The organism is Phascolarctobacterium faecium DSM 14760, assembly GCF_003269275.1.
In the GTDB taxonomy this organism is placed as follows: domain Bacteria; phylum Bacillota; class Negativicutes; order Acidaminococcales; family Acidaminococcaceae; genus Phascolarctobacterium; species Phascolarctobacterium faecium.
Map to the genome: position 1 here is coordinate 652768 of NZ_QLTS01000001.1, position 25076 is coordinate 677843.

At 43.6% G+C, this 25076-nt stretch carries 21 protein-coding genes, 5 tRNA genes and 1 pseudogene; all 27 read right to left on the minus strand.

What is annotated here, in order from left to right; all coding sequences use genetic code 11:
- Window positions 1-96: GTP-binding protein (locus tag C8D73_RS11530; RefSeq protein WP_170123159.1), on the minus strand; the 96-nt coding region annotated here is incomplete at its 3' end.
- Between the two features lie 142 nt (window positions 97-238).
- Window positions 239-315, minus strand: a tRNA-Met gene (locus C8D73_RS03195).
- A 9-nt stretch (window positions 316-324) separates the two neighbouring features.
- Window positions 325-400: transfer RNA gene (locus tag C8D73_RS03200), tRNA-Thr, on the minus strand.
- 21 nt (window positions 401-421) lie between these two features.
- Window positions 422-497, minus strand: a tRNA-Met gene (locus tag C8D73_RS03205).
- Window positions 498-517: 20 nt separating this feature from the next.
- A tRNA-Tyr gene (locus C8D73_RS03210) sits at window positions 518-602 on the minus strand.
- A 3-nt stretch (window positions 603-605) separates the two neighbouring features.
- Window positions 606-681, minus strand: a tRNA-Thr gene (locus tag C8D73_RS03215).
- Window positions 682-772: 91 nt separating this feature from the next.
- Window positions 773-1577, minus strand: a pseudogene (locus tag C8D73_RS11465) (undecaprenyl-diphosphate phosphatase).
- A gap of 206 nt (window positions 1578-1783) precedes the next feature.
- Window positions 1784-2878, minus strand: coding sequence for a 6-phosphofructokinase (locus C8D73_RS03225; RefSeq protein ID WP_021717372.1), 1095 nt, complete (start codon window positions 2876-2878; stop codon window positions 1784-1786).
- A 15-nt stretch (window positions 2879-2893) separates the two neighbouring features.
- The gene (brxF, locus tag C8D73_RS03230; protein WP_021717371.1) at window positions 2894-3355 is read right to left on the minus strand and encodes a BREX-3 system P-loop-containing protein BrxF; all 462 of its coding nucleotides are present in this window, start codon (window positions 3353-3355) and stop codon (window positions 2894-2896) included.
- Window positions 3356-3510: 155 nt separating this feature from the next.
- Window positions 3511-4236, minus strand: coding sequence for an RNA polymerase sporulation sigma factor SigH (gene sigH / locus C8D73_RS03235; RefSeq protein WP_021717370.1), 726 nt, complete (start codon window positions 4234-4236; stop codon window positions 3511-3513).
- Between the two features lie 81 nt (window positions 4237-4317).
- Entirely contained in the window at window positions 4318-4833 is a 516-nt protein-coding gene (locus C8D73_RS03240) for an NYN domain-containing protein (protein WP_021717369.1), read from the minus strand.
- 3 nt (window positions 4834-4836) lie between these two features.
- Window positions 4837-5583: a 23S rRNA (guanosine(2251)-2'-O)-methyltransferase RlmB gene (rlmB, locus tag C8D73_RS03245; protein ID WP_113077265.1), complete on the minus strand. Its 747-nt coding sequence runs from the start codon at window positions 5581-5583 to the stop codon at window positions 4837-4839.
- 15 nt (window positions 5584-5598) lie between these two features.
- Window positions 5599-6294, minus strand: a complete 696-nt coding sequence (gene thyX, locus C8D73_RS03250) for an FAD-dependent thymidylate synthase (protein WP_021717367.1) — start codon at window positions 6292-6294, stop codon at window positions 5599-5601.
- A 6-nt stretch (window positions 6295-6300) separates the two neighbouring features.
- Window positions 6301-6762 (minus strand): Mini-ribonuclease 3, encoded by a 462-nt coding sequence (locus C8D73_RS03255; RefSeq protein WP_021717366.1) that lies wholly within the window; start codon window positions 6760-6762, stop codon window positions 6301-6303.
- Entirely contained in the window at window positions 6759-8201 is a 1443-nt protein-coding gene (cysS, locus tag C8D73_RS03260) for a cysteine--tRNA ligase (RefSeq protein WP_046430478.1), read from the minus strand. The genes C8D73_RS03255 and cysS overlap by 4 nt, the downstream gene beginning before the upstream one ends.
- A gap of 13 nt (window positions 8202-8214) precedes the next feature.
- On the minus strand, window positions 8215-9687 hold the full coding sequence (gltX, locus tag C8D73_RS03265; protein WP_113077266.1) for a glutamate--tRNA ligase: 1473 nt from the start codon (window positions 9685-9687) through the stop codon (window positions 8215-8217).
- A 146-nt stretch (window positions 9688-9833) separates the two neighbouring features.
- Window positions 9834-10337 carry a 2-C-methyl-D-erythritol 2,4-cyclodiphosphate synthase gene (gene ispF / locus C8D73_RS03270; RefSeq protein WP_113077267.1) on the minus strand — a complete coding sequence of 168 codons (504 nt, stop codon included), beginning with the start codon at window positions 10335-10337 and terminating at the stop codon, window positions 9834-9836.
- Complete coding sequence (gene ispD, locus C8D73_RS03275) at window positions 10334-11044, minus strand: 2-C-methyl-D-erythritol 4-phosphate cytidylyltransferase (protein WP_113077268.1); 711 nt, start codon at window positions 11042-11044, stop codon at window positions 10334-10336. Before ispD ends, ispF begins: the two co-directional genes overlap by 4 nt.
- A gap of 11 nt (window positions 11045-11055) precedes the next feature.
- Window positions 11056-12180 (minus strand): PIN/TRAM domain-containing protein, encoded by a 1125-nt coding sequence (locus C8D73_RS03280; protein WP_021717361.1) that lies wholly within the window; start codon window positions 12178-12180, stop codon window positions 11056-11058.
- Window positions 12181-12290: 110 nt separating this feature from the next.
- Window positions 12291-12770, minus strand: a complete 480-nt coding sequence (locus C8D73_RS03285; protein WP_021717360.1) for a CarD family transcriptional regulator — start codon at window positions 12768-12770, stop codon at window positions 12291-12293.
- A gap of 178 nt (window positions 12771-12948) precedes the next feature.
- Complete coding sequence (gene radA, locus C8D73_RS03290) at window positions 12949-14307, minus strand: DNA repair protein RadA (protein ID WP_113077269.1); 1359 nt, start codon at window positions 14305-14307, stop codon at window positions 12949-12951.
- A complete protein-coding gene (locus C8D73_RS03295) occupies window positions 14307-16787 on the minus strand; it encodes an AAA family ATPase (protein WP_044491594.1) in 2481 nt (826 codons plus the stop codon). The genes radA and C8D73_RS03295 overlap by 1 nt, the downstream gene beginning before the upstream one ends.
- A gap of 206 nt (window positions 16788-16993) precedes the next feature.
- Entirely contained in the window at window positions 16994-17407 is a 414-nt protein-coding gene (locus C8D73_RS03300) for a CtsR family transcriptional regulator (protein ID WP_021717357.1), read from the minus strand.
- Between the two features lie 181 nt (window positions 17408-17588).
- Complete coding sequence (locus C8D73_RS03305) at window positions 17589-18764, minus strand: FprA family A-type flavoprotein (RefSeq protein ID WP_021717356.1); 1176 nt, start codon at window positions 18762-18764, stop codon at window positions 17589-17591.
- 127 nt (window positions 18765-18891) lie between these two features.
- Window positions 18892-20625, minus strand: coding sequence for an ABC transporter ATP-binding protein/permease (locus C8D73_RS03310; RefSeq protein WP_113077270.1), 1734 nt, complete (start codon window positions 20623-20625; stop codon window positions 18892-18894).
- A gap of 137 nt (window positions 20626-20762) precedes the next feature.
- Entirely contained in the window at window positions 20763-23873 is a 3111-nt protein-coding gene (locus C8D73_RS03315; RefSeq protein WP_113077271.1) for an efflux RND transporter permease subunit, read from the minus strand.
- Window positions 23874-23887: 14 nt separating this feature from the next.
- Complete coding sequence (locus C8D73_RS03320) at window positions 23888-25054, minus strand: efflux RND transporter periplasmic adaptor subunit (RefSeq protein ID WP_021717353.1); 1167 nt, start codon at window positions 25052-25054, stop codon at window positions 23888-23890.
- Window positions 25055-25076 lie beyond the last annotated feature (22 nt).

Consider the following 25076-nt stretch of genomic DNA (forward strand, 5'->3'; position numbering starts at 1 on the left):
GATTGCTGCGGTCAGGGTTGTTTTACCATGGTCTACGTGACCGATGGTGCCGATATTAGCATGCGGTTTTGTTCTTTCATATTTTTGCTTTGCCATTCATTTTTCCTCCGAATCTCTTTTGTTTTTTATAAAATAGGCTTTGACGCCATTTTACCATATTCGCTGTCTGCCTGTAAACTCCTGCTTGGTTTTATGACTATAATAAAAAAAACCCCATCACTGAGGTTTTATTTTTTATTGGTGGCGGCGCACGGATTTGAACCGCGGACACTCCGGGTATGAACCGAATGCTCTAGCCAACTGAGCTACGCCGCCATATTTATTTGGAGCTGATGACCAGGATTGAACTGGTGACCTTATCCTTACCAAGGATACGCTCTGCCGACTGAGCTACATCAGCATCGCAACCAAATAATCAAAATGGTTGCGGGGGCTGGACTTGAACCAACGACCTTCGGGTTATGAGCCCGACGAGCTACCAACTGCTCCACCCCGCGATGAAAACTAATTAAGAAAGTGGTGGAGAGGGTTGGATTCGAACCAACGAAGCGAAACGCGGCAGATTTACAGTCTGCTCCCTTTAGCCACTCGGGAACCTCTCCATTTGGAGCTGGCAATAGGACTTGAACCCACAACCTGCTGATTACAAGTCAGCTGCTCTACCAGTTGAGCTATGCCAGCACTTAATTAGTGACAAGGAAGATTATATATTAACATAATCATTTTGTCAACTACTTTTCAATTAATTCAGTAACTTTTTTTACAAAACTCTTTAAAAGTAAAAGTATGTTAAAGCAGCTACAGCAAGTATGATACGATAATATGCAAAAGATGTCAAGCTATATTTATGAAGAAATTTTAAAAACCACAGCACGGACCAGTAAGCAACCACAAAAGCAACCACAAAACCAATCGCCAACATCTGCAGATCATCTACTGTTAAAATACTGATATTTTTTAAAAGATCATAAAGACAGGCTACAAACATCAAAGGTACAGCAATCAAAAAAGTATAATTTGCTGCAGTCTCACGTTTTAAACCTACTAAAAGTCCACCCGCCAAAGTACTTCCCGACCGGGAAAAACCAGGCCACAACGAAAGCAACTGAAACGCCCCAACAAGCGCCGCCTGTTTTAAAGAGATCTTATCTAAATCATCCAATAATTCTGCTTGGTTATCTTTAGTCTTATATTCAGCATACATCATTAATAAAGCACCCAATACCAATCCTATCGCTACTGTAAATGGAGAAAAAAGATATTCTTTAATATATTTATATGCAAAAAAAAGCCACGCCCATTACAGGCACAATACCAGCGGCTACATGCCAGACGCTCAGCCCTTTATCAGCCTGCCAGCCTTCTTTTGTAAAAAATCTAGCAAAACGTTCTTTATAAATAAAAATAACTGACAAAATCGCCCCCAGCTGTACGAAAACGTCAAAAATATCTGCCGCCGGACCATCAAAACCCAGCATATGTCCTACTATAATCATATGACCTGTTGATGACACCGGCAAAAACTCCGTTACCCCTTCTACAAAGCCTACTATTACCGCTATAAGATTCTGATCCATTATAATTATCTATCCTTCCATAATTACATTGCCACATAAATTTTACTAACTTCTACATTATACAGGTTATTATCGCTACCGCCAAGTTTAATTATATAAATTTACCTGAAATTTATCTGAATAATAAAGAAAAGGACAGCGGCGTCCATTTCCGCTGTCCTCTGAATGTTGCTGTAAACTAAAGTTCTTTTGTTTTACTTATTGGGTCAGTCACCAAAACATAAGCCCATTTGACGTCCTGTGCGAATTATATCGCTGTCTACTGGTACTAACCGTGGCTCGGAGGCAACCTTCTCAATAGGCTCCGTAACGATCTTATCGTTTTGCAGTGATACCATAACGTTATATTCCTTGCGCATGCAAGCCTCGGCCGCTGCTACACCATAACGCGTAGAAAGAACTCTGTCGAAAGGTGTAGGCGTGCCGCCTCTTTGTAAATAACCTAATACAGTACACCGCGATTCGATACCCGTTTTTTCCTCTATCTCGCGAACCAGTTTTTCTCCTGCTCCGCCAAGACGGATGGGCTCGAAGCTGCCCTTGACCATGCGCGCGATCGACATTTCCCCGCCCACAGGTCGTGCCCCTTCAGCTACAACAATAATACTGAATTGTTTCCCAGCAGCCTGGCGGGCCCTGATTTTTCCGATAACCGAGTTGATACTGTAAGGGATCTCCGGTATCAAAATAACATCTGCTCCGCCGGCTATGCCGGAATGCAATGCGATCCAGCCAGCATAACGTCCCATAACTTCCAGCGCCATAACGCGATGATGGGATTCTGCCGTTGTATGGATCCTATCCAAAGCTTCTGTAGCCATCGCCATTGCTGTGTCAAAACCAAAAGTACGTTCTGTACACGGAAGGTCGTTATCGATCGTTTTAGGTACCCCCACGACCTTTATTCCGCATTCTTTAGCCAGCCTTGCAGCTATATTTAAGCTGCCGTCTCCGCCGATAACCACTAAAGCTTCAATACCATGTTTTTCAAGATTAGCCAATACTTCCGCGCGTTTATCATAATAAACCAATTCCCCGTTTTCTTCTACTGCAAATTTAAAGGGATTGTCGCGGTTAGTTGTTCCAAGAATTGTTCCGCCCCGCGGCAGAATACCTGAAACATCTTTGTAATCCATCAGTCCCATCCGGCCTGTCACGAGGCCGTTAAAACCATTTTCTATGCCAAATATTTCATATCCATTATTAAGAGCTGTTTTCACTACAGCCCTGATGACTGCATTTAACCCGGGACAATCGCCGCCGCCAGTCAAAACTGCCAGTCTTTTCTTTGCTTGGCTCATTGCTTACCTCGCTTTTTAATCAACGTTCCAAACCGTAAAACCTTCCGAACTGATACGGATCGATTCCGTTCCATCAAATTTATCATAACAGAGTTTTCCTTCTTCAAGGTAACCCGGCCAAGCTGTTACAATCACAAATTTCTCACTAAGTTTATGCAGCAAAGCATCGACATCAATATGAAACACCGGTACGAACAGTGTTTGCAGACGATCCAACAAAATAACTTCGCTGTCATATCCTTCCAATATGTCTGCCATCATCTCAGGTGCTTTTGCCTGACGTTCTCCAGGAGGAACCTCCAAAAATTTTTCAGTAATTAAAAGGCGGCAATCGATGTAATCCCACTTTTTCTCTTCAGCAGCTTCACGCAATACTTTACTTTTACCGCTGCCCGGTTTACCTGTTACGATAACTACTTTTACATCGTGATCTTTAACGCCTTCTACAATTTTTACAAATTCTTCTACTTGGCTCATGTCCATTACCTCCCAATTACGCTCAGCGTAAAATTTGCCCTTCACTTTCTAGTTATTGCTATATTCGCTGTTTATTTACGAAATCCTTTAAAAAAATAACATCATTCAGAAAAATCTAAATGATGTTGCTTTTTTGTTTCACATTTATCAATTTATTAATCACGTTTACGATGACTGAACCGTTCGCTGGGATCAATAGCTAAAAGCCCACTATAAACCTCACTCAGATCAGTGTTATCATTACGATTTGTAATGTACTTTTCTAATTTGCGTTTTACTCTCTGCAAAGCATTATCAATTGATTTGATGTGCCTATCCAGTTCAACGGCAATTTCCTGATAAGATTTGCCATCCAGATAACTCATCAAAACCTTCCACTCAAGGTCACTGAGAATATTATTCATCTTATTCTCAATATCAGCAAACTCTTCCCTGCTGATAATCATATCTTCAGGATTAGCAACTTTAACACCGGAAATAATATCCAACAACGTTCTATCAGAATCCTCTTCATAAATAGGCTTATTCAAAGAAACATATGAATTAAGAGGAATATGCTTCTGCCTGGTAGCTGTTTTTATAGCAGTAATAATCTGTCGAGTAACGCACAATTCAGCAAAAGCTCTGAAAGATGACAGTTTATCGCCGCGAAAATCACGGATAGCTTTATAAAGGCCTATCATTCCTTCCTGAATGATATCCTCGCGTTCGGCGCCTATTAAAAAATAGCTTCTGGCTTTAGCCCGCACAAAATTACGGTATTTATGCAAAAGATATTCCTGGGCAAGTGCGTTATCTTCTTGTTTAGCCTTTAAGACGACATCTTCATCCGCCATGTTTTCAAAAGCAGCATAGGGATTATATGGCGTTTCCGTACTCATTGGCACAACCTCCGTTTCCTAGGAATTTCCTGCATCTGTCAGCTTTTTCATTATACTCCATAGTTATGTCAGCGTCAATTTTTAGGTATTGCGCCGCAGCTTTTCAAAATGATCCAGAATATGCTCCTGCAGCCTGCCGCCAAGTTCATTACGTCCCAAACCCCTAGCAAGTCGTTCGCTGCGCTGCGCGATCTGTTTTTTTGTAAGCAGATATTCTTCACGAAATTCACGCGCCGAAATCCTATAGGCCCCACTCCCTAAAACATTCAACTGTTCTGCATAATCACTGGTCACAACAAAAACACTGCTTCCGCTCTTAACAAGATCATATACGCGTCGTTCAATCCATGAATCAGCGGTTTCACCTTCATTCGTGAAAACAATCTCCAAAGCTCCGTTTTTTTCGAATGATGCAACTCCCTGTACTTCCTGGGCATCAAAAACAACAATTCCTGAATATCCTTTAAAAGCTATATACTCGGCTAATTTTTCTTTTAAAAGTTCACGGGCATGCTCAAGGTTCTCTTCACGGAATTTACGAAAATCCTGCCAACTGTTGATAACATTGTAACCGTCCACTACAAGCCATTCTTTCATACTTTAAACGCCCGCCTGCACCCGGCGCTGACGTACGACCTCGTACAGCAAAACGGCACCTGCCGCCGAAGCATTCAGCGAAGAAACTCCCCCCTGCATCGGCAGACTGACAATGATATCACACTTCTCTTTTACAAGGCGTCCCAGTCCTTTTCCTTCAGCACCAACTACAATGACCATCGGGCCAGTCAAATTACTTTTGTAATAATCCTCACCGTTCATATCCGCACCGGCAATCCAAAAACCAAGTTTTTTCAATTCTTCAATCGTCTGCGGAATATTACCAATTTGAACTACTGGGACATATTCAACAGCACCGGCAGAAATTTTCGCTACCACAGCATTTAGCGGACAGCTGCGACGCTTGGGAAGCAGCACACCATGCACACCAGCAGCATCCGCCGTTCTAATCAGCGCTCCCACATTCTGCGGGTCCTGCAGCTCATCAAGCAGCAGCAAAAAAGGAGTTTCATCTTTCTCTTTTGCCAATGCCAAAACCTCTTCTAAACTGTGAAAGCGAATAGGTGCAGCTAAGGCAACAAACCCCTGATGCCGCAAGCCATCTGCCAGTTTATCCAATCTTTCAGCTTTACAAAATTCCAAAACTACGCCCGCAGTCTTCGCCAGGCCAATAATCTCACTGACACTGCCGCCTTTGATTCCGTCCTGCACCAACAGTTTATTAATAGATCTGCCGCTGCGCAAGGCTTCTGTTACAGAATTGCGTCCGGCAAGAATTTCTTCAGACATAGCTCCTCCTAATTATCACTGTTGTTTTTGTTTTGCCGCTAAAATAGCGTCCAAACGTCCGCAGCTCATTGCACCTTCTCTGCATATACCTTCACTTACGCAAGTAGGACCGGCATTTTCAAATAATACCGGTGCGGCTTTTTTACATTCAGCCAGCATTTTTTCTGCAAGCTGCCTGATCTCCCACTGGGCACGATTACAGCAGCGCAGGCTAAAGAAATTCATCAAAGACCTGACATTAAATGTTGCCACAATTTTAGTTTCAGCCGCATTAGGAAGTACATAACGGGCATCCTCTGCCGGGATTCCAAATTCATCAGTAAATTCATTATACCTAGCCTGAATATCAGCCATAAGCTGTTCAAACTTAGCTTTTGCCTCAGGCCTTGAGGAAATAGTAGGAGGCATAATAGTTTCAAAATCATGCTCTTTTACATAACGCTGCGATTGCTGTGAATAAGAAGCGATACGGTGACGCACCAGCTGGTGCGTCAATACTCTGGAAACGCCTTCTATAGCGAAAGTAAATGTAACATGTTCCAATGTCGAAAAATGTCCCATTTCCACAAGTTTACGCACTAATTTTGCTGCCTGTTCATCAGACATTGTTTCTTCAAGCTGGGCTGCACCAACGGGAGAATAGCACAGACGTGCGCTCATAGCAACTGTCTTTTCCGGTTCCGGTGTGTGTCTGAGTAATTTTACTTCCATGTTAATTCACCCTTTCTTCTGCATAGCCTCAGAAATAATTACAAAAGAACGCTCTAATATCTCCTCCAGTCGTTCTTCCCTGTCGCTCAAAAATAACCAGCCCAACAGCGCTTCAAATGCTGTTCCCATACGATATTCATGTACGGAGGCGCTTTTAGGCACTATCGATTTAGTATTACGGCCGCGCCTGGCAATATAGGCTTCTTCTTCCGTCAAATCCGACAGCAATGCCTCCATTGCCTTCGCCTGCATAACCGCCGATACCATTTTTGAACCCAAATCATGTATAACACGAACCTGCCCTGAGGTTGGCAGCAGCCTCAACCTTACATAAAGAGAAAAAACAACATCACCGATATATGCCAAAAGTATCGGATTAAGTTGTTTCGGTTCTCCGTAAGTCAGCCCGGCAGCCGTACAGGCTGCCAAAGCATGAGCTTTTATTTGCTGATATTGTTCAAACTTCACTGTTTTTTCCAACGTACGCCTTGAGGCGTATCCTCCAGAACAATTCCTATCTCGCTTAATTTATTACGTAAAGCATCAGCCTGTGCATAGTCCTTATTGCTCCTGGCTTCCTGGCGCATAGCAATAAGCATTTCCATCAGTGGTTCTTCCAAACCGCAACTTTCAGCTTCAACAGCACCTTGAGTTGATTCCAGTACTCCAATAATAGAACACATTTCAGAGAAAACACTTTGCAATATAGACACAAGCTTTCCATCCGGTTTACTGCCGACGCTGACGATACTTTGATGATAAATATTAATTTCCTTTGCCAAAGCAAACATATGACTGATTGCCAAAGCAGTATTAAAATCATCACGCATGGCTTCCATGAACTCGTTGCGCAGTTCCAAAACTTTTCTTCGCAGCTTCAGGCTTTCCTCTGTCGGGCCAGCATTCATCAAAGCCATTAAGGCCTGCAGATTTTCCTGAGCCGTTTTCAACCTTGACAAGCTGCGCTGCGCTTCCGCCAACCTCTCATCACTAAAGTCCAATGGACTACGGTAATGAGTGGAAAGAATAAAAAAGCGCAGTGTTTCCGGCTCATAATGCTCGAGGATATCAATGACCATAAAGAAATTACCTAATGATTTAGACATTTTCTCTTCATTAACAGTGATAAACCCGTTATGCAGCCAGTATTTAACAAAGGGATGGCAACCTGTACAGCCTTCAGATTGTGCAATCTCATTTTCATGATGCGGAAAAATCAAATCACTGCCGCCGCCATGAAAATCAAAGGTTTCTCCCAAATATTTCATACTCATTGTTGAGCATTCGATATGCCAGCCAGGACGTCCTTCACCCCAGGGACTGCTCCAGGAAGGCTCTCCCGGTTTAGCAGCCTTCCACAAGGCAAAATCCATTGGATTATGCTTTTTATCGTTGACATCAACGCGCGCACCTGCCATCATATCTTCCAGATTACGCCCGGAAAGTTCACCGTAATGCTCAAATTTTTCAACGCTATAATAAACATCGCCGTCCATTTCGTAGGCATAACCACGATCAATAAGAGCTTTTACAGTTTCAATGATTTCCTCCATATGCTCAGAAACACGCGGATATACATGTGCACGACGCACATTGAGCTTATCCATTACCTCAAAATAAGCATCTATATAACGTCCGCAGACATCACTCCATAAAACGCCTTCTTTATTGGCAGTGTTGATTATTTTGTCATCGACATCAGTAAAATTCTGTACATGCAGAACATCATAACCCTCATGCTCCAAAAAACGGCGGATAACATCCCATGTTACAAATGGACGCGCATTACCAATATGCGGATGGTTATAAGGCGTAACACCGCAGACATAAATATTAGCTTTACCCGGATGTACCGGTACAAACTCTTCTTTTTGTTTCGTCAATGTATTGTAAACTCTAATCGTCATTCCAAGCTCTCCTCTACAGAGTAATACCTGCCTTAGCAAGGCTCGCCCTAATTCTGGCTTCTGTACGTTCCAAACCAAGCAACGGCACCATTTCAGCCAGTTCCGGGCCATGCTGATTTCCTGTTAAAGCAACACGGATCGGCATAAATACAGCTTTGCCACCCAGCTTGGTAGCTTTTTGGATAGCTTTGAAAGCAGCTTTTACAGCAGGTCCATCTAAAACTTCCAGCTTAGGCAATTCTTCGAACAACATATTCATTACTGTTGGTACTGATTCTTCCTGCAGAACTGCAGCAGCCTCTGCATTTTCAAATTCAAATTCATCACTGAAATACATAGCGACACATTCAGGGATCTGCGCAGCAAAAGCAACATGCTCTTTGGCTGTAGTAACTACACGTTTAAGCCATTCCAGCTTTTCGCCACACTCATCACCTGTCATATAGCCGGCAGCAACCATATGCGGCTTAGCTGCGGCAAAAAAAGCTTCCTCATCCAACTGCCGCATATAGTGCTGATTGATCCAGTTCAGTTTATCGATTTCAAAAACAGCGGGATTTTTAGCGACATGCTCCATCGAAAAGGCCTGAATCAACTCTTCCATACTGAAAATCTCCTGTTCGCTGTTCGGAGCCCAGCCCAGTAATGCCAGGAAATTATCAATGCCTTCCGGCAGATACCCCAACTGACGATACTGATCAACAGAAGTAGCGCCATGGCGTTTAGACATTTTTGTGCGATCCTTACCTAAAATCAATGAAATATGACCGAATGTAGGCTGTGTAAAGCCCAGCGCATCATAAATAAGGCATTGGCGCGGAGTATTTGACAAATGCTCTTCAGCACGAATAACATGAGAAATTTTCATCAACGCATCGTCGATTACTACAGCATAATTATAAGTAGGAATGCCGTCAGATTTTACGATAACAAAATCTCCGATTCCGTTAGAGTCAAAAACGACATCGCCGCGAACCATGTCGCGGACAAGTATCTGCTGATCAGCAGGCACACGAAAACGTACGGTTGGTTTGCGTCCTTCAGCTTTGTACTGTTCTATTTGTTCAGAAGTAAGATTACGGCATTTGCCCATATAACGAGGCATTTGCCCTTTGGCAGACAAAGCCTGACGTTCTGCTTCCAGCTCTTCATCTGTGCAGTAACAATAGTAGGCCTTACCTTCAGCCAGCAGCTGATCAGTATATTTTTTATACAGTTCAAGACGCTCTGTTTGACGATAAGGACCGTATTCCCCACCTACATCAATACCTTCGTCCCAATTCAAGCCTAACCATTTTAAGGCAGCCTTGATATTCTCTTCAGATTCGCGGCTGGAACGCTCAAGGTCAGTATCCTCGATACGCAAAACAAGCTTGCCGCCCATTTTACGGGCAAACAGCCAGTTAAATAAAGCACTGCGAGCGCCGCCGATATGGAACGGTCCAGTCGGACTCGGTGCAAATCTTACTCTGATTTCATTAGACATTAGAATGATCCCTCCAAAAATACTTATCTTGAATATTATACCACAAGGGCATGTATGAGTGCTAAGTCCGTAAAGACCTCACTATGTACTCAAACGATACCACAAGGACATATATGGGTACCTCGTTTCAGTAAAGCGAATTTACATCATCCTCTGATAATACTTACAACAGCCTCTGACGCCATCCCTTCGCCCCGTCCAACAAAACCTAATTTCTCTGTTGTCGTTGCTTTTACATTGACAGCACTTCTTTCAATCCGCATTTCCCGGGCAATATTAGCCGCCATCTGTTCAATATAGGGAGCCAGCTTAGGCCGCTGTGCCATAATAGTCACATCGGCATTGTTTATCTGCCAGCCATGCTTTTGCAGTAAACCAACCACCTGCCTCAACAGCAGCATACTATCGGCATCTTTAAATTTCATATCCGTATCCGGAAAATGCCTGCCAATATCACCAAGACCCGCTGCGCCAAGCAAAGCATCCATCAATGCATGAAGGGCCACATCGGCGTCAGAATGTCCTAACAACCCTGATTCATAAGGAATCTCAACTCCGCATAAAATCAATTTACGGTCAGCAGCAAGTTTATGTACATCGTACCCGCAGCCTACACGAAACTGCGGCCAGTTATTATTTTTTTCTATCATCTTACAAGACCTCTGCTTTTACATAAATTTTCTGCCATGATCAAATCTTCCGGCGTTGTAATCTTAATATTCTCATAGCTTCCTTCAGCAACAGCAACAGCTATTCCCAAACGTTCTACCAGTGAAGCGTCATCCGTTACATTACCATGCTGTTTCTGCAAAAGCTCGTATGCCTGCTTTAAAATACTGATTTTAAAAATCTGCGGTGTCTGCACAGCACGCAGAGTACTGCGCACAGGCGTATACTGCACAAGATTATTTTCATCCACAACCTTAACCGTATCCTTAACAGGCACAGCAGCAATAGCCGCACCGCTATCGGCAGCAGCTTTCAACACTCTTTTAAAAACCTCTTTGCCGGCAAAAGGACGAGCACCGTCATGCACAGCTATATAACCATCACTCTCCGTAACTGCAGACAGAGCATTAGCAACAGAATCCTGTCGTTCCTTTCCGCCGGCAACAACACAGAAAGGCAACAGCGGATAATACTCCTTGCTGTATTCCTCCAGCATCAATTCTGCTTCCTTGACCTCCTGTGGCCGTACAACAGCGATCACTCTGCTCACACAGTCTGTATCAGCCAGCATTCTCATACACTGTACCAGAAGCGGCAATCCGCCCACATCGGCAAAAGCTTTATTTTTACCTAACCCCAAGCGGCTTCCCAACCCTGCAGCCGGAACAATCGCTATGATTTTTTCCATAAACGCCCCCGCTATTTCAGTTTCGCGAAAATCATTCTACCTGCTGAAGTCTGCAGGACAGAAGTTACTACAACAGCAGTATTTTCACCTACCAGTTTTTTACCGCCTTCAACAACGATCATTGTACCATCTTCAAGATAAGCAACGCCCTGATTATTTTCTTTGCCATCTTTAACGACAAAAACATTCATCTCTTCCCCCGGAAGAACCACCGGTTTAATGGCGTTAGCCAGATCATTGATATTAAGCACACTGACACCTTGTATCTCGGCAACTTTATTAAGATTGAAATCATTAGTTATAATAACAGCTTCTGTCTGTTTAGCCAATTTCACCAATTTAGCATCTACTTCATTCAAATCTTCAAAATCAGTATCTTCTACAAGCAATTGTTCTTTATTTTTCTGCTGTATCTCCTGAATAAGATCCAAACCTCGGCGGCCTTTGGCCCGTTTCAGATTATCAGACGAATCTGCCAGCTTCTGCAATTCTTCCAAAACAAAGTTGGGAACGATCAAACGACCTTCCAGAAAACCTGTTTTCAGAATATCAATAATACGACCGTCGATAATGACACTGGTATCCAGTAATTTATTTTTACTGTACAATCTGTCACTCAGCGCCAACGATTTAACTGCAGCCGGTTTTACCGCACCTTTTAAGCTAGGAATACTGCGGTTAAAAAAGCCTACGATATCCTTATGCTTACGTAAAGCAACTTTCGCCCCAATAATAGAAAGCACCAGACTAAAGATCAAAGGAATATAGGGACCAATAATCGGCAAATGCGAAAAAGGCCCACCCAAAAGGTTAGCCAAAATCAAACCAATACCAATACCAAGCGTCATAACAAGAATATCACTGGTCGGCACCTTGGATAAAACGATCGCCATACGTTCCGTATAACCCATAATATGATAAATAAGCACCGGTGCAACAGCTACACCAAGACCACCAAAAACAAAGATGCCCACAGCACCTGAAACAATAGTTGCCAAAGCTATGCCAAAAAAGCCGTTGTCATAAAGATCGTAACCAAAAAAATCCGAAATATAAGGCAGTAAATATTCAGTAAGTATGAGTCCGGTAAGCGCAAACACAACGACAATGGTCAGCTTCAAAATCCTGTTTAACATCTTTACACCTCCTTTCTTTAAATAATATGGATAATATAATATTTTACTACAATTTTCGTATTAAAAACAGCTAAAAAAATAAAATACGTCGGAAAATCCGACGTATTTCACTAAAAAAACTTATTCAGCCAGTTTTCAATATCCTGCTGTTCAGCATTTTTTACAAGCATCACTTCGCTGATCAAAATCTGTCTGGCTGTACCCAATAATCTACGCTCGCCGGTAGATAATTTTTTTTCATTCTCCTGCACCTGCAATGTTCTTATTACATCGGCAACTTCAAAAACATTACCGCTTTTCATTTTTTCCAAATACATATTAAAGCGTCTGTTCCATGTAATAGCTTTATTGTAATTATCAGGACGTTCTTCCAAAACTTTTTCAACGGCATCGATATCATCATTTTCGATAACATGCCTCAAGCCAACACGTTCCACACTGTCGACCGGAACCATGACCTTCATCTCTCCAAGAAGCATTGCCAGGATCAGATAGTCGACACTTTGACCGTCACGTTCACGCTTTTCTATTGTTTTTACTACTCCGGCGCCGTGCATCGGATATACGACTTTGTCTCCTACTGCAAACATCTTCTGCCCTCCTAAGGAACACGCTATTTTTATATGTATTTATTTTAACACCTCCTGTTATTTTTGTCAAAACTTTATTATTTTATCATAGCTCCATATTTGTGTCAATCATTTTTTATATAAATTTTCTGATTTTATTTTAAAATAAACAAAAAAGAGCGGAGAAACCTCCGCTCTTTTAAGCAAAAACCTTATCCAGCGCTTCTTCCAAAGTTTTAACCTGCACAATACCATTGCAGGGTTCATCCAATGACAGCTTGCCCATTGGCAAAACAAATCTTTTAAAGCCAAGATTCATAGCATCCTTGATACGCCTTTCCGGCGAACCTATTCGTCGCACTTCTCCTGTAAGCCCCACTTCACCCATGACTAATACGCCATGCGGAATCGGCCGATTACGATAGCTGGATACCAGCGCAGCAGCCACAGCCAGATCTGCAGCTGGCTCAGTGACTCTCATCCCGCCAACTACATTGACGTAAGCATCGTAAGCGCCAAAATCCATTCCTAAGCGCCGTTCCAAAATCGCCAAAAGCATAGTGACCCGATTATAATCAAATCCAACAGCAGTGCGTCGGGGCATCCCATACGGTGTTTTGGCAACCAAAGCCTGCACTTCAACTAAAATAGGCCTGTTACCTTCCAGGCAGGCACAAACAACTGAACCGGAAGCATCGTTACTGCGTTCTTCCAGGAATAATCCTGCTGGATTACTTATTTCCTGCAGCCCACTGGCTTCCATAGAAAAAATACCGCTTTCATTTGTAGAGCCAAAACGATTTTTCAAGGCACGCAGCACCCGAAAAGAATAGGATCTATCCCCTTCAAACTGCAGCACCACGTCGACCATATGTTCAAGCAATCGCGGGCCGGCAATATTACCGTCTTTAGTCACATGACCGATAATAAGCACGGCAATGCCGCTGGTTTTTGCAAAACGCAGCATTTTCGCCGTACACTCGCGCACCTGTCCGACACTGCCTGCTGCAGTAGGCAGCTCGCTGTTGTACATAGTCTGAATAGAATCAATTACCAACAATGCCGGCTGCACTTCCTGTGCCTGCAGTAAAATAATATTCAAATCGGTAGCCGTCATCACCAGCAGGTTTTCACCGCTGCTGCCTAAACGTCTCGCCCGCATTGCTGTTTGCGCTTCTGATTCTTCACCAGAAACATACAAAACTTTTATATTATTCCGGCTAAACTTCATGCCGGCATCCAAAAGCATAGTCGACTTGCCAATGCCCGGGTCTCCGCCCAACAAAACCAGGCTGCCGGGAACAATCCCTCCCCCAAGCACACGATCAAATTCACGGATACCTGTCTGCAGACGGCTGAGGGACTGTTCCGCCACCTGATGCAACGGTTTGGGCTTAGCGGTTTCGCCTACAGGCAGGTAACTCTGTCCAGGACGTTCAGGCACGTCCATTTCTTCGACAAAGCTGTCCCATTGACCACATTCCGGACACTTTCCCAACCATTTAGCCGTTACATAACCACACGACTGACAAACGAAACGTATTTTCGGTTTTGCCATTACGGACGTTCCTCTCCAGCTGCAACCAAGGCTTCTTCCTTGTGCGCTTCTTCTTTATCAAAATAGATTTTACCAGCCTCATCAGTACGGGTCAAAATAGTATCACCGCGTTTTAATTCTGAAGCCAGATACAAATCGGAAACAGGATCCTCAACCAGTTTCCTTAAAGCCCTGCGCAGAGGCCGTGCACCATAACGCGTATCCTTGCCAGCTTTTAAAAGCTCGGCCTTAGCCTCATCAGTAACCTTGATATCAAGGCCATTTTCCTGCAAACGACCTGAAAGTTCTTTGAGCATCTGTTCGACAATTTGTCGCAGTTCTGCTTCACCAAGCGGATCAAAGACCAGAATTTCATCAATTCTATTTAAAAATTCAGGACGGAAGATTCTTTTTACTTCTTCCAATACAGCACTTTTGCGTCCGTCGTTTACCTGTTTCTCACCAGTCGCAAATCCCAACGGCTTGCTGTCCAGTAAAGCTCTGGCACCAGCGTTGCTGGTCATAATGATAACAGCATTTTTAAAATCAACAGTCCGTCCCTGCCCGTCAGTCAAGCGGCCGTCTTCCATAATCTGCAGCAGCAAGTTGAAAACATCAGGATGCGCTTTTTCAATTTCATCCAGCAAAATTACCGAATAGGGCCGCCGGCGCACAACATCTGTCAGCTGACCGCCTTCTTCATAACCAACATAACCAGGAGGAGCACCTACCAACCGAGAAGTAGTATGCTTTTCCATATATTCAGACATATCAAATCTAATCAAAGCACGTTCATCGCCAAAAAGGTTCTCTGCCAGCGCTTTAGCCAGCTCTGTTTTACCTACCCCGGTAGGTCCTAAGAACAGGAACGATCCTACAGGGCGGTTTTTATCCTTAAACCCGGCTCTGGCTCTACGGATAGCTTTTGCAACAGCGTCAACAGCCGCATTTTGACCGACCACACGCTCATGCAGCGCCTCCTCCAAATGAATAAGTCTTTTAGATTCACCTTCGGTAAGCTTACGCAGTGGAATATTTGTCCAGGAAGCAACTACTTCGGCAACATCTTCTTCACTTACCGTCAATTTACTGCTTGATCCACTGCGCTGCGACTGACGCTCACCATCAAGCTGTTCCTGCAGCTTGCGTTCTGCGTCACGCAATTCAGCAGCACGTTCATACATTTGCTGAGTAATAGCCGATTCTTTTTCAATGCGCACTTTTTCAAGCTGTTGTTCAATTTCCCGCTGCGGCAAGGAAATCTTATAGCTTTGCAGCCGTACCCTCGAACAGGCTTCATCCATTAAATCGATAGCTTTGTCCGGGAGATTACGGTCAGTGATATAACGATCAGACAGACGCACTGCCGCCATAATAGCCTCATCTGTGATTTGAATACGATGAAAGGCTTCATATTTATCGCGCAGTCCCTTCAAAATCTCAATTGAATCATTAACATCAGGAGCACCTACAACTATAGGTTGAAAACGACGTTCCAGTGCCGCATCTTTCTCAATATTTTTCCGGTATTCGTTTAAAGTAGTGGCTCCTATAGCCTGCATTTCACCCCTGGCCAAAGCCGGTTTTATAATATTGGCAGCATCGATAGCGCCCTCTGCGGCACCTGCTCCGATGATAGTATGCAGTTCGTCAATAAAAAGAATAATATTTTTATTTTCTTTTACTGCTTCCAGTAATTCTTTCAAACGTTCCTCAAATTCACCGCGGTATTTAGTTCCCGCCACCAGATACCCTATCTCCAGCGAGAACACAATTTTCTCACGCAGTATCTCCGGAACATTACCGTCAACAATTCGCTGGGCCAGGCCCTCGGCAATAGCCGTTTTACCAACGCCGGACTCTCCAATCAACACCGGATTATTTTTTGTACGCCGACACAGAATCTGAATAATGCGTTCAACCTCTTTTTCGCGGCCAACAACGGGATCAATTTTTCCATCTGAAGCCAGCTGATTGAGATTGCGGCCAAATTCCGACAGCATTTCCAACACATTGCTCTTTGTTTCCACATCGCTGTCGCCAGCATTATAATTGCCATCTGTCAATGGCTGATTATCATAAACAGCCTTAATGACCTTCATGACCTGTTCTGCCGTAACGTTAAAGCGCCGCAATACCTGAGCAGCCACGCCTTCTCCTTCACGCAGCAAGCCCAACAGCAAATGTTCGGACCCTACATAGTGCAGCTTAAAAGCTGCTGCTGCTTCACCAGCAAGCTCTAAGGCCCGTTTGGCACGCGGGGTATAACTGATCATCAGCTCAGTGCTGCCAGCGGGCTCCATCCAGCTTTCCAGCTCTTTTATGACCGCCTGATTATCAATGCCAAGTTTTTCTAGAATCTTCTTGGCAAAACAATTTTCAACATTCAGCAACGCCAGCAAGATATGTTCTGTTCCAACATGATCATGACCCTTATCCAATGCAAAACGCATCGCGTCTTCCAAAATACCTTTGGCACGTTCAGTAAAACGATTCATGATCTGTTCTTCTCTAGCTTTTGGTTTCAAAAGCCCATCTAAAAACTCTTTGGCATTGAAAACAGTTCCCGACAAAAAATTAGACGGAGCCAATTCTTCAACACAATCCGAGCACAGCCATTTGTCGATTTGTTTATCGTTGACCACGCATACCACGTGGACCACAGCTTCTTTTAATCCGCATTTCTGACATAACATATCAATTCACCTCACTCACGTTCTGTCATTTTAGTAATAGCCGTCTCCAAAACAGCTCTTTTTTTAGCTTCATCAGCATCCAGAATTTCCATCATATACTGCAACAGTGATTTTTCGCGCCTGCTGATCAAACGGTTAGCAGCCCAGTGCTCAATCAAATCATGCACTGTCGGCTCACAGTTCTCTTCCTGCAATTCATGAGGCATCACCCTTACAATACGGACAAAGCCGCCGCTTCCGCGTCTGGATTCGACCATAAACCCCCGTTCAGGAGTAAAGCGCGTGCTCAGCACATAACTGATCTGCGACGGTGCGCACGACAGTTTATCGGCAAGTTCATTACGCTGTACTAAAACAGCGTCCTCTCTGTCCTCTAAAAGCTGTCTGATGATGAAATTTTCTATTGCATCTGCAAGATTTCTCATCTTAATTACCTTCCTTTTATCGTTTCAGCATTAAAGTCAAACTTTTCTGCCGGCATCTATAATTAGATTAATTCTATTATATTTGACCTTTCGACTTTTGGCAAGTAAATTATTCGTGAACATCTTTTCAGCAGAAAAAAAACAAGCAGACGCATAAAACTCGTCTGCTTGATCAATTTTTTTATTTTTGCAGCTTCCTGGCAAATTCATAACCAAGCTGCCTTGCTGCTTCCAGGTCTTCTGGCTGTGCCTTCCATTTACAGGTAAAACCCGGTTCCAACTCAAAACCAGCCGCTGTCAGCAAAGCTTCCATATCTTTCTGAGCTCCGCCGGCCCAGCCATATGTACCGAAAACAGCTGCTTTTTTACCTGTTGGGTTTAAGCCTTTAAGGTATACAAGCAGACTGCCCATAGTGGGCAGCATTCCGCTGTTCAGTGTTGAAGAGCCGATGATCATACCACCTGCTTCAAATAAATCCGCAACAGCAGTACTATTCGGAGTTTCGTTCATACGCAGCAGCACAGCATCACTACCGGCACTGACAACACCCTCCAGCACAGCACGAGCCATTTGCTCCGTAGCGCCCCACATCGTATCATAGGCAATAACTACACTGCTGCCGCTCACGCCTTTGCCCCAGGCAGCATATTTGGCAATAATTTCCTGAATATGACTGCGCCAGATAATACCATGGGCTGTAGCTATCATCTTTAAATCAAGCGCCGCTGCTTTCGCCAGCGCTTTATCAATTAATTTCGCATATGGCCAGAGTATATTGGCAAAATATTTTTTTGCTTCATAAAAAAGTATTCCCAGATCCACTTCATCATCAAAACGTTTAGCAGCCGCATAATGCTGGCCAAAAGCATCATTAGAAAACAAAATCCCATCATCTGCACAATAGGTTGCCATACTGTCAGGCCAGTGCAGCATTGGTAAAGTTACAAAAGTCAATTCACGTTTGCCTAATGATAATTTATCGCCATCCTTCACGACCTGAAAATCATATAAATCACCATAATGACGAATTGCTTCCGCCTTCCCTTGAGCTGTAATAAAAAACTTAGCATTCGGAGCCGCTTTGACCAGCGCCGGCAATGCCCCTGCATGATCCGGTTCCACATGGTTCACTATTACGTAATCAATTTTTCCAGGGTCGACAACACGTTCAATCTTTGCCAATAATTCTTCAGCAAACATCGCTTTCACTGTATCGATCAAACAGATTTTTTCATCCATGATCAAATATGAATTATATGAAGCACCGCGTTCCGTCTTATATCCGTGAAAATCACGCACAGCCCAGTCAACAACACCCACATCATAAATTTTAGGAGCTATTTCCAATGGCATCATTTTTTACACTTCCTTTCTGAAAAACTGCTTCTTTATTTATTATATAAGCAAATCACAGCAAAGTAAAAATTTCTTTTAGCAAAAAACAGTAAATTCTACTTACAAAATTCTATGCCTGACATTATTTTCACAAGGCCCGTTCAATAACACTGTGCTGACCTTTATCAATAAACAACCCTATTTGGTGGAAACTGCTCAAACTACTGCGATGTCCAATACTGACTATGGTAGTATCCGGCATTAAAGTTTCAACAAGCTTATACATCACCGCTTCTGTCTCCTCATCTAAAGCAGAAGTAGCTTCATCTAAAAACAGCCATGACGGTTGATAGATCAGTGCCCTTACAAAAGCCAGCCTCTGCTGTTCACCGCCGCTAAGCACATGTGACCAGTCTGCTTCGACATACAGGTCTTTTGCCAGGTAGCCAATCCGACATTGCTCCAGCAACATCACCAACTCTTCATCTGTTTTATGGCAACTGCCTGGATAAAGCAACGCTTCTTTCAATGTTCCCAATGGTAAATAAGGTTTTTGCGGAATAAACATCAGTTTCTCGGCAGCAGGCAGTTCCAATTTACCATGCACATATGGCCAGATACCAGCCACAGCACGCAGCAATGTACTTTTACCGCTGCCACTTGCGCCTTTGATCAGGATATTTTTATTTCGGCCGGGTACTAAAGTAAAATTGACATTTTTCAACAAGATCCTGTCATCTGGTAATTCAACCTGCAAGGACGCAGCTACGATAGTATCGTTGCGACTTTCCATTCGTTCAAGATCAATCTGCGGTTTTTCCTGTTTTACCTCGTGCATATGTACCCCAAAACCCGTAAGACGCTCTACAACTGCCCGCCATTCAGCCAAAGAAGCATACATATCTACAAAATATGATAATGATTCCTGCACCCTGCCAAAGGCACTGGCAATCTGGATCAGGCCGCCTAATGTTATTTCCTTACTTAAGTAACGCGGCATAGCCACTACGAAAGGGAAAATAATTGCAATCTGTGAATAGCCGGAATTAAGCCAGACCAACTGTTTTTGTTTTTCTACTATCTTCCAGAAATTATCCAGCAGCAGTTTAAAACGCTTCTTAAATACGCCGCCTTCCTGTTTCTCACCGCTGTAAAACGCTACACTTTCAGCATTTTCCCTCATTCGCATCATACTGAAACGAAAATCCGCTTCATAACGTTGCTGAACAAAATTCAGCCCTACCAGTTTTTTACCAATCAAATGAGTAAGCCCTGTACCAACAATGGAATAAACCAAGGCTACCCAAACCAGATAGCCTTCAATATGCCACACTTGCCCCGCCAAAGTAAATTCCAGTGAACCTGACAGTTCATATAAAATAAATACGAAAGACACAAAAGTACAAAAAGCCTTTAAAACACCGATACTGAACTTTAACGTCATCTCAACAAACAAACGCACATCCTCACTAATACGCTGGTCAGGGTTATCAGTATCAGAGCCGAACATCTGCAGACGATAGTAGGTCTTATTTTTCAACCATTCATCAATATACCTGTTAGTCAGCCAACGACGCCAGTTAAGCACCAGTACCTGCTGCAAATAAAAGGCATAAACTGCCAGAATAATGTAGATCACAGCCAGCCAGCCGAAATGTATCAGCTCATCAAAAATAAGTTCGGTCTGGTAATTTTGCAGTGCATTATAAAAGGAATTGTTCCATTTATTCAACAGCACCAGCATATACACTACGCCTAAAGTTAGTGCTATGATTGCCGTCAACAGCAAATAAGCCTTTCCCTTTTCTTCTGACTGCCAATAACTTTTGGTCAGGTACCAGACATCTCTGAGAAATTTACTTTTATTTTTTAATTCATTCATCTGCTTTTACCTCTAAACACTCTTTGTCAGAAATTTTCAGTTACCTTTTTTAAATACCACATAAATAAAAAAATCCTGCAAAAAAATAATGCCCCGTCTTTAAGACGGGGCATTATATATTTACAAAACACCTAAATTTATTCTTCGCTGTGTTTTTTTCTGTTGAAAATACGTTCAACGACAACGAATAATACCGGGATCATAAAGATACCGATCATCGTAGCAAAGGTCATACCGCCAACAACGGCATTACCCATAGAAACACGGGCACCGGCACCTGGACCTGTTGCAATCGCCAAAGGCACACAGCCAAGAATGAACGCGAAGGATGTCATCAGAATCGGACGCAAACGCAGTCTGGCAGCATCAAGCGCCGCTTTAACTACAGGTTCGCCATTTTCCATGTTCATCTTTGCATATTCTACGATCAGAATCGCATTTTTAGCATTCAGACCAATCAGCATGATCAAACCGATCTGCATATAAACGTCGTTCTGCAAACCGCGCAGATACTGAGCGCCAAAACAGCCAAGGGCAGCAACAGGCACTGACAGCATAACTGCCAACGGGATAGTCCAGCTTTCATACAAAGCTGCCAGACACAAAAATACGAAGATCAGAGAAATAATGAAAATCTGTGTTGATCTGTTTCCTGCTTCCAGTTCGTCACGGCTCTGATCTACCCATTCATAGGTATAAGTAGTCGGCAAAATTTCTGCAGCAGTTTCTTCCAGTGCAGTCATAGCCTGACCTGTACTATATCCTGTAGCAGGGTTACCAGCTATTTTAATAGCTCGTACACCGTTGAAGCGGGTTACAGTAGCAGAACTTGTTTTACCTTCGTCAGTAACCAAGGTATTAAGAGGCACCATATCGCCGTTATTGCTGCGTACAAAGAAATAACGCATATCATCAACATTCGTACGATATTTTGCATCCGCCTGCATAACTACTTTCCAAGTACGGCCAAAAGCATTGAAGTCATTGATCTCACTGCCGCCGAGGAAAGTCTGTAAAGCTGTAAATACGCTTGCTACAGGTACATTTAGAGACTCTGCTTTTTCACGGTCTACGTTAAACTGATAAACCGGCGTATTAGTATTAAAGGTGGTATAAGCCATACCAATTTCAGGACGTTGATTGGCTTTAGCAAGAAATTCGTTAGCAACTTCCTGCATCCGCTCCATATCGTCACCGCCCAGATTCATCAGGTACATACTCAAACTGCCTGTGCTGGACGCACCCGGTAATGCAGGCGGATCAAACGCCATAACGCTTACCTGCGGCATTTGGGCACCGATGCCATAAATCTGCGGCACTATATCCTGAGCACTGTTATCACGTTTGTCATAATCTTCCATCGCCGCAACGATCAGACCGGCACTGGACTTAGGGGCGTCAGTAAGGATATCAAAGCCAGATACTTCCATAACATATTTAACGCCCGGCAGCGACTTGATCTTATCACCCAGCTCCATCATAGCCTGAATACCACGATTACTGGATGCACCCTCCGGCAAATTAAATGACGTTACAGAATAACCCTGATCTTCACTTGGCACAAATCCGGTAGGAGTAACCTTAGCTACCCAGCCCAATAAAATAACCATAACCAGCAAAACGGCCATTGAGATTTTTGCATGACGGATACATTTTTCAACATTTTTAACATATTTACTTAAAGTATTGGCAAACCAGACATTGAACTTATGGATAAATTTACCAATAGGTCCTTTGACTTCGTCTTTATCATGCGGTTTCAACAGCAATGCACACAACGCTGGAGTCAAAGACAATGCTACGATAGCCGACAGCGCCATAGAAACAGAAATCGTTAAAGCGAACTGTTTATAAAGCTGACCAACAGTACCGCCGGTAAATGCAACCGGGATAAATACTGCTGCCAAAACGAACGCAATCGCCACAACAGGACCGGAAACTTCTTTCATCGCCCGATAAGTAGCTTCTTTTGGAGTCATTCCATTATCCTGGATGTGATGCTCAACTGCCTCAACAACAACGATCGCGTCATCAACAACGAGGCCGATAGCAAGAATCATCGCAAACATTGTTAAAGTATTGATCGAAAATCCCATCAGCACGAACGCACCGAAGGTACCAACCAAAGAAACAGGAATCGCCAGCAGCGGAATAAGCGTTGCACGCCAGCTGCCCAGGAAAATAAATACAACAAGAATAACCAGCGCCAAAGCTTCAAAGAAAGTATGAGCTACTTTTTCCAGCGCTTCGCGTACGAACTGGGTATTATCCTGAACAATAGTCAGCTCCATACCTTCCGGAAAACGCGTTTCAGCATCGGCCAATACGGCTTTGATGTTATTGACGGTTTCCAAAGCGTTAGCGTCGCTTGTTAAGTAAACAGGGAAAACAACAGAAGAACCGCCGTTCAGATAACCAGCAACGTTATCACTGCGGGCACCAGCTTCAATTTTCGCAATTTCTTTAAGCTTCAGGTTATTGCCGTTTTGAGAACGGACAATAATATTACCAAACTCTTCCGGAGTCGACAAACGCCCCTGGGCATTAGCAGAATATTGGAATTCCTGCTGCTCCGCTGTAGGACGCGTACCAATAGAACCAACAGGAGCCTGAATGTTCTGACTCTTGATTGCATTGGAAACATCATCTGCGGTCACACCCAACTGAGCCATTTTATCTGGCTGCAGCCATAGGCGCATTGCGTATTCCTGACCAAAAATATCAATACTGGAAACACCCTTAACGCGTTTGCAGGCATCAAGGAAGTTTGTCATCGCATAAGAGGTAAGAAACATCGTATCAAACGTTCCATCAGGTGAGTGCAACGCAAAATACATGATGGTCTCGGCAGATTTCTTGGCTGTCGTGATACCGTAAGCACTTACCTCTGACGGCATGGAGGACGAAGCCTGAGAAACACGGTTCTGTACCTCTACAGAACCGATATCTGCATTTTTATCAAGATTGAAATATACGTCAAGTGTGTATTCGCCTACGCTGGTACTAGTAGAGTTCATGTACAGCATATTTTCTACACCATTAACTTTTTGTTCGATCGCCTGCGCAACAGATTCCTCAACAACCTCCGCACTAGCACCCACATAGTTCGTAGAAACGGCAATGTGCGGCTTGGTGATATCCGGGTATTGAGCAATTGGCAGGCTGAATCCGGCAATAGTACCAAGTAAGGTAATAAGTATTGCCAGCACTATCGCAAAGACCGGACGGTCTATAAAAAAGCGTGCCACAACTAGTTACCTCCTTAGGATTCTTTCAAAGATACAGCAGTATCCAATTCTGCCTCGGTCATCGGTTCAGGTTTTACCTCAGAACCCTGTTTAATTTTGTTGATGCCTTCGACAACAACCGTTTCGTTGCCTTCCAGACCACTTTCAACCAGCCACAAACGACCGATACGTGGACCTAATGTAACTTCGCGCATGGATACTTTATTATCATCGCCAAGTACATAAACAAATTTCTTATACATAAGCTCGGTTACAGCACGCTGCGGAATCAGCTTAGCGTCATGTACAGTACCACTGTTGGCCTGCAGATGAGCAAACATGCCAGGCAGCAGGATCTTAGCAGGATTTGGGAATTCAGCTTTCAGCGACAAAGTACCTGTCCCCTGCGTAATGCTGCGATTGACCTGATCGACACGGCCTTTTTCAGAATAAGTGCTGCCATCGCTCAAAACGATCGTCAGATTTTCCAACGACGCTCCACCTGCATCATTATGAGCGCTCAGAAGTTTTAAATATTCGTTTTCTGCCAGACTGAATTCTACAAATACCGGATCTGTATTAGAAATAGTAGCAAGAACAGTCTGACCGGCAGTAACATAGTTGCCTACAGAAAGATCATTGGTATCTATACGTCCGTCAAAAGGCGCAACGACATTAGTTTCTCCCAGATCAATATTGGCATTTTCCAGCAAAGCCTGCTGTGCATCAACAGCAGCCTGCGCCTGTTCGGCCTCAGCGACCCTGTTATCAAGCTCCTGCTTGGAAACAGCGTTCTGCTCATATAGCTTTTTATAACGCTCCAGATCACGGCTGGTACGAATCAAAGTTGCCTGGGCACTGGCAAGTCCGGCCTGTGCATTCAGAACTTTTGCCTGATATGTACGCTGATCAATAGTAAACAAGGTCTGTCCCGCAGTTATTTTTTCACCGCCCAAGAAATACTTTCCTGTGATCTGTCCACTGACCTGCGCCATCAAATTGACTTCTTTCTGCGCCTGCACAAAACCTGTATAGTCATAAACGATCGGCGTATCGCGTTTGATAACTTCCATCGTTTTAACCAACGTTGCCTGTGGTGCCTGCTGCTCTTTGCTGCAGCCAGCCAAAGCCATCACGGTAAATGCCGCTACCGCAACAGCCAAGGCCTTTTTCCTTCGGCCTTTATCAAAAAAACTCAGCATAAATATATCCTCCTCACGTATT

Bases quoted from the DNA above. Each gene is read 5' to 3' on its own strand.
- C8D73_RS03225 (WP_021717372.1), bottom strand. From the start codon at position 2,878: ATGAGCCAAGCAAAGAAAAGACTGGCAGTTTTGACTGGCGGCGGCGAT.
- brxF (WP_021717371.1), bottom strand. From the start codon at position 3,355: ATGAGCCAAGTAGAAGAATTTGTAAAAATTGTAGAAGGCGTTAAAGAT.
- sigH (WP_021717370.1), bottom strand. From the start codon at position 4,236: ATGAGTACGGAAACGCCATATAATCCCTATGCTGCTTTTGAAAACATG.
- C8D73_RS03240 (WP_021717369.1), bottom strand. From the start codon at position 4,833: ATGAAAGAATGGCTTGTAGTGGACGGTTACAATGTTATCAACAGTTGG.
- rlmB (WP_113077265.1), bottom strand. From the start codon at position 5,583: ATGTCTGAAGAAATTCTTGCCGGACGCAATTCTGTAACAGAAGCCTTG.
- thyX (WP_021717367.1), bottom strand. From the start codon at position 6,294: ATGGAAGTAAAATTACTCAGACACACACCGGAACCGGAAAAGACAGTT.
- cysS (WP_046430478.1), bottom strand. From the start codon at position 8,201: ATGACGATTAGAGTTTACAATACATTGACGAAACAAAAAGAAGAGTTT.
- gltX (WP_113077266.1), bottom strand. From the start codon at position 9,687: ATGTCTAATGAAATCAGAGTAAGATTTGCACCGAGTCCGACTGGACCG.
- ispF (WP_113077267.1), bottom strand. From the start codon at position 10,337: ATGATAGAAAAAAATAATAACTGGCCGCAGTTTCGTGTAGGCTGCGGG.
- ispD (WP_113077268.1), bottom strand. From the start codon at position 11,044: ATGGAAAAAATCATAGCGATTGTTCCGGCTGCAGGGTTGGGAAGCCGC.
- C8D73_RS03280 (WP_021717361.1), bottom strand. From the start codon at position 12,180: ATGTTAAACAGGATTTTGAAGCTGACCATTGTCGTTGTGTTTGCGCTT.
- C8D73_RS03285 (WP_021717360.1), bottom strand. From the start codon at position 12,770: ATGTTTGCAGTAGGAGACAAAGTCGTATATCCGATGCACGGCGCCGGA.
- radA (WP_113077269.1), bottom strand. From the start codon at position 14,307: ATGGCAAAACCGAAAATACGTTTCGTTTGTCAGTCGTGTGGTTATGTA.
- C8D73_RS03300 (WP_021717357.1), bottom strand. From the start codon at position 17,407: ATGAGAAATCTTGCAGATGCAATAGAAAATTTCATCATCAGACAGCTT.
- C8D73_RS03305 (WP_021717356.1), bottom strand. From the start codon at position 18,764: ATGATGCCATTGGAAATAGCTCCTAAAATTTATGATGTGGGTGTTGTT.
- C8D73_RS03310 (WP_113077270.1), bottom strand. From the start codon at position 20,625: ATGAATGAATTAAAAAATAAAAGTAAATTTCTCAGAGATGTCTGGTAC.
- C8D73_RS03320 (WP_021717353.1), bottom strand. From the start codon at position 25,054: ATGCTGAGTTTTTTTGATAAAGGCCGAAGGAAAAAGGCCTTGGCTGTT.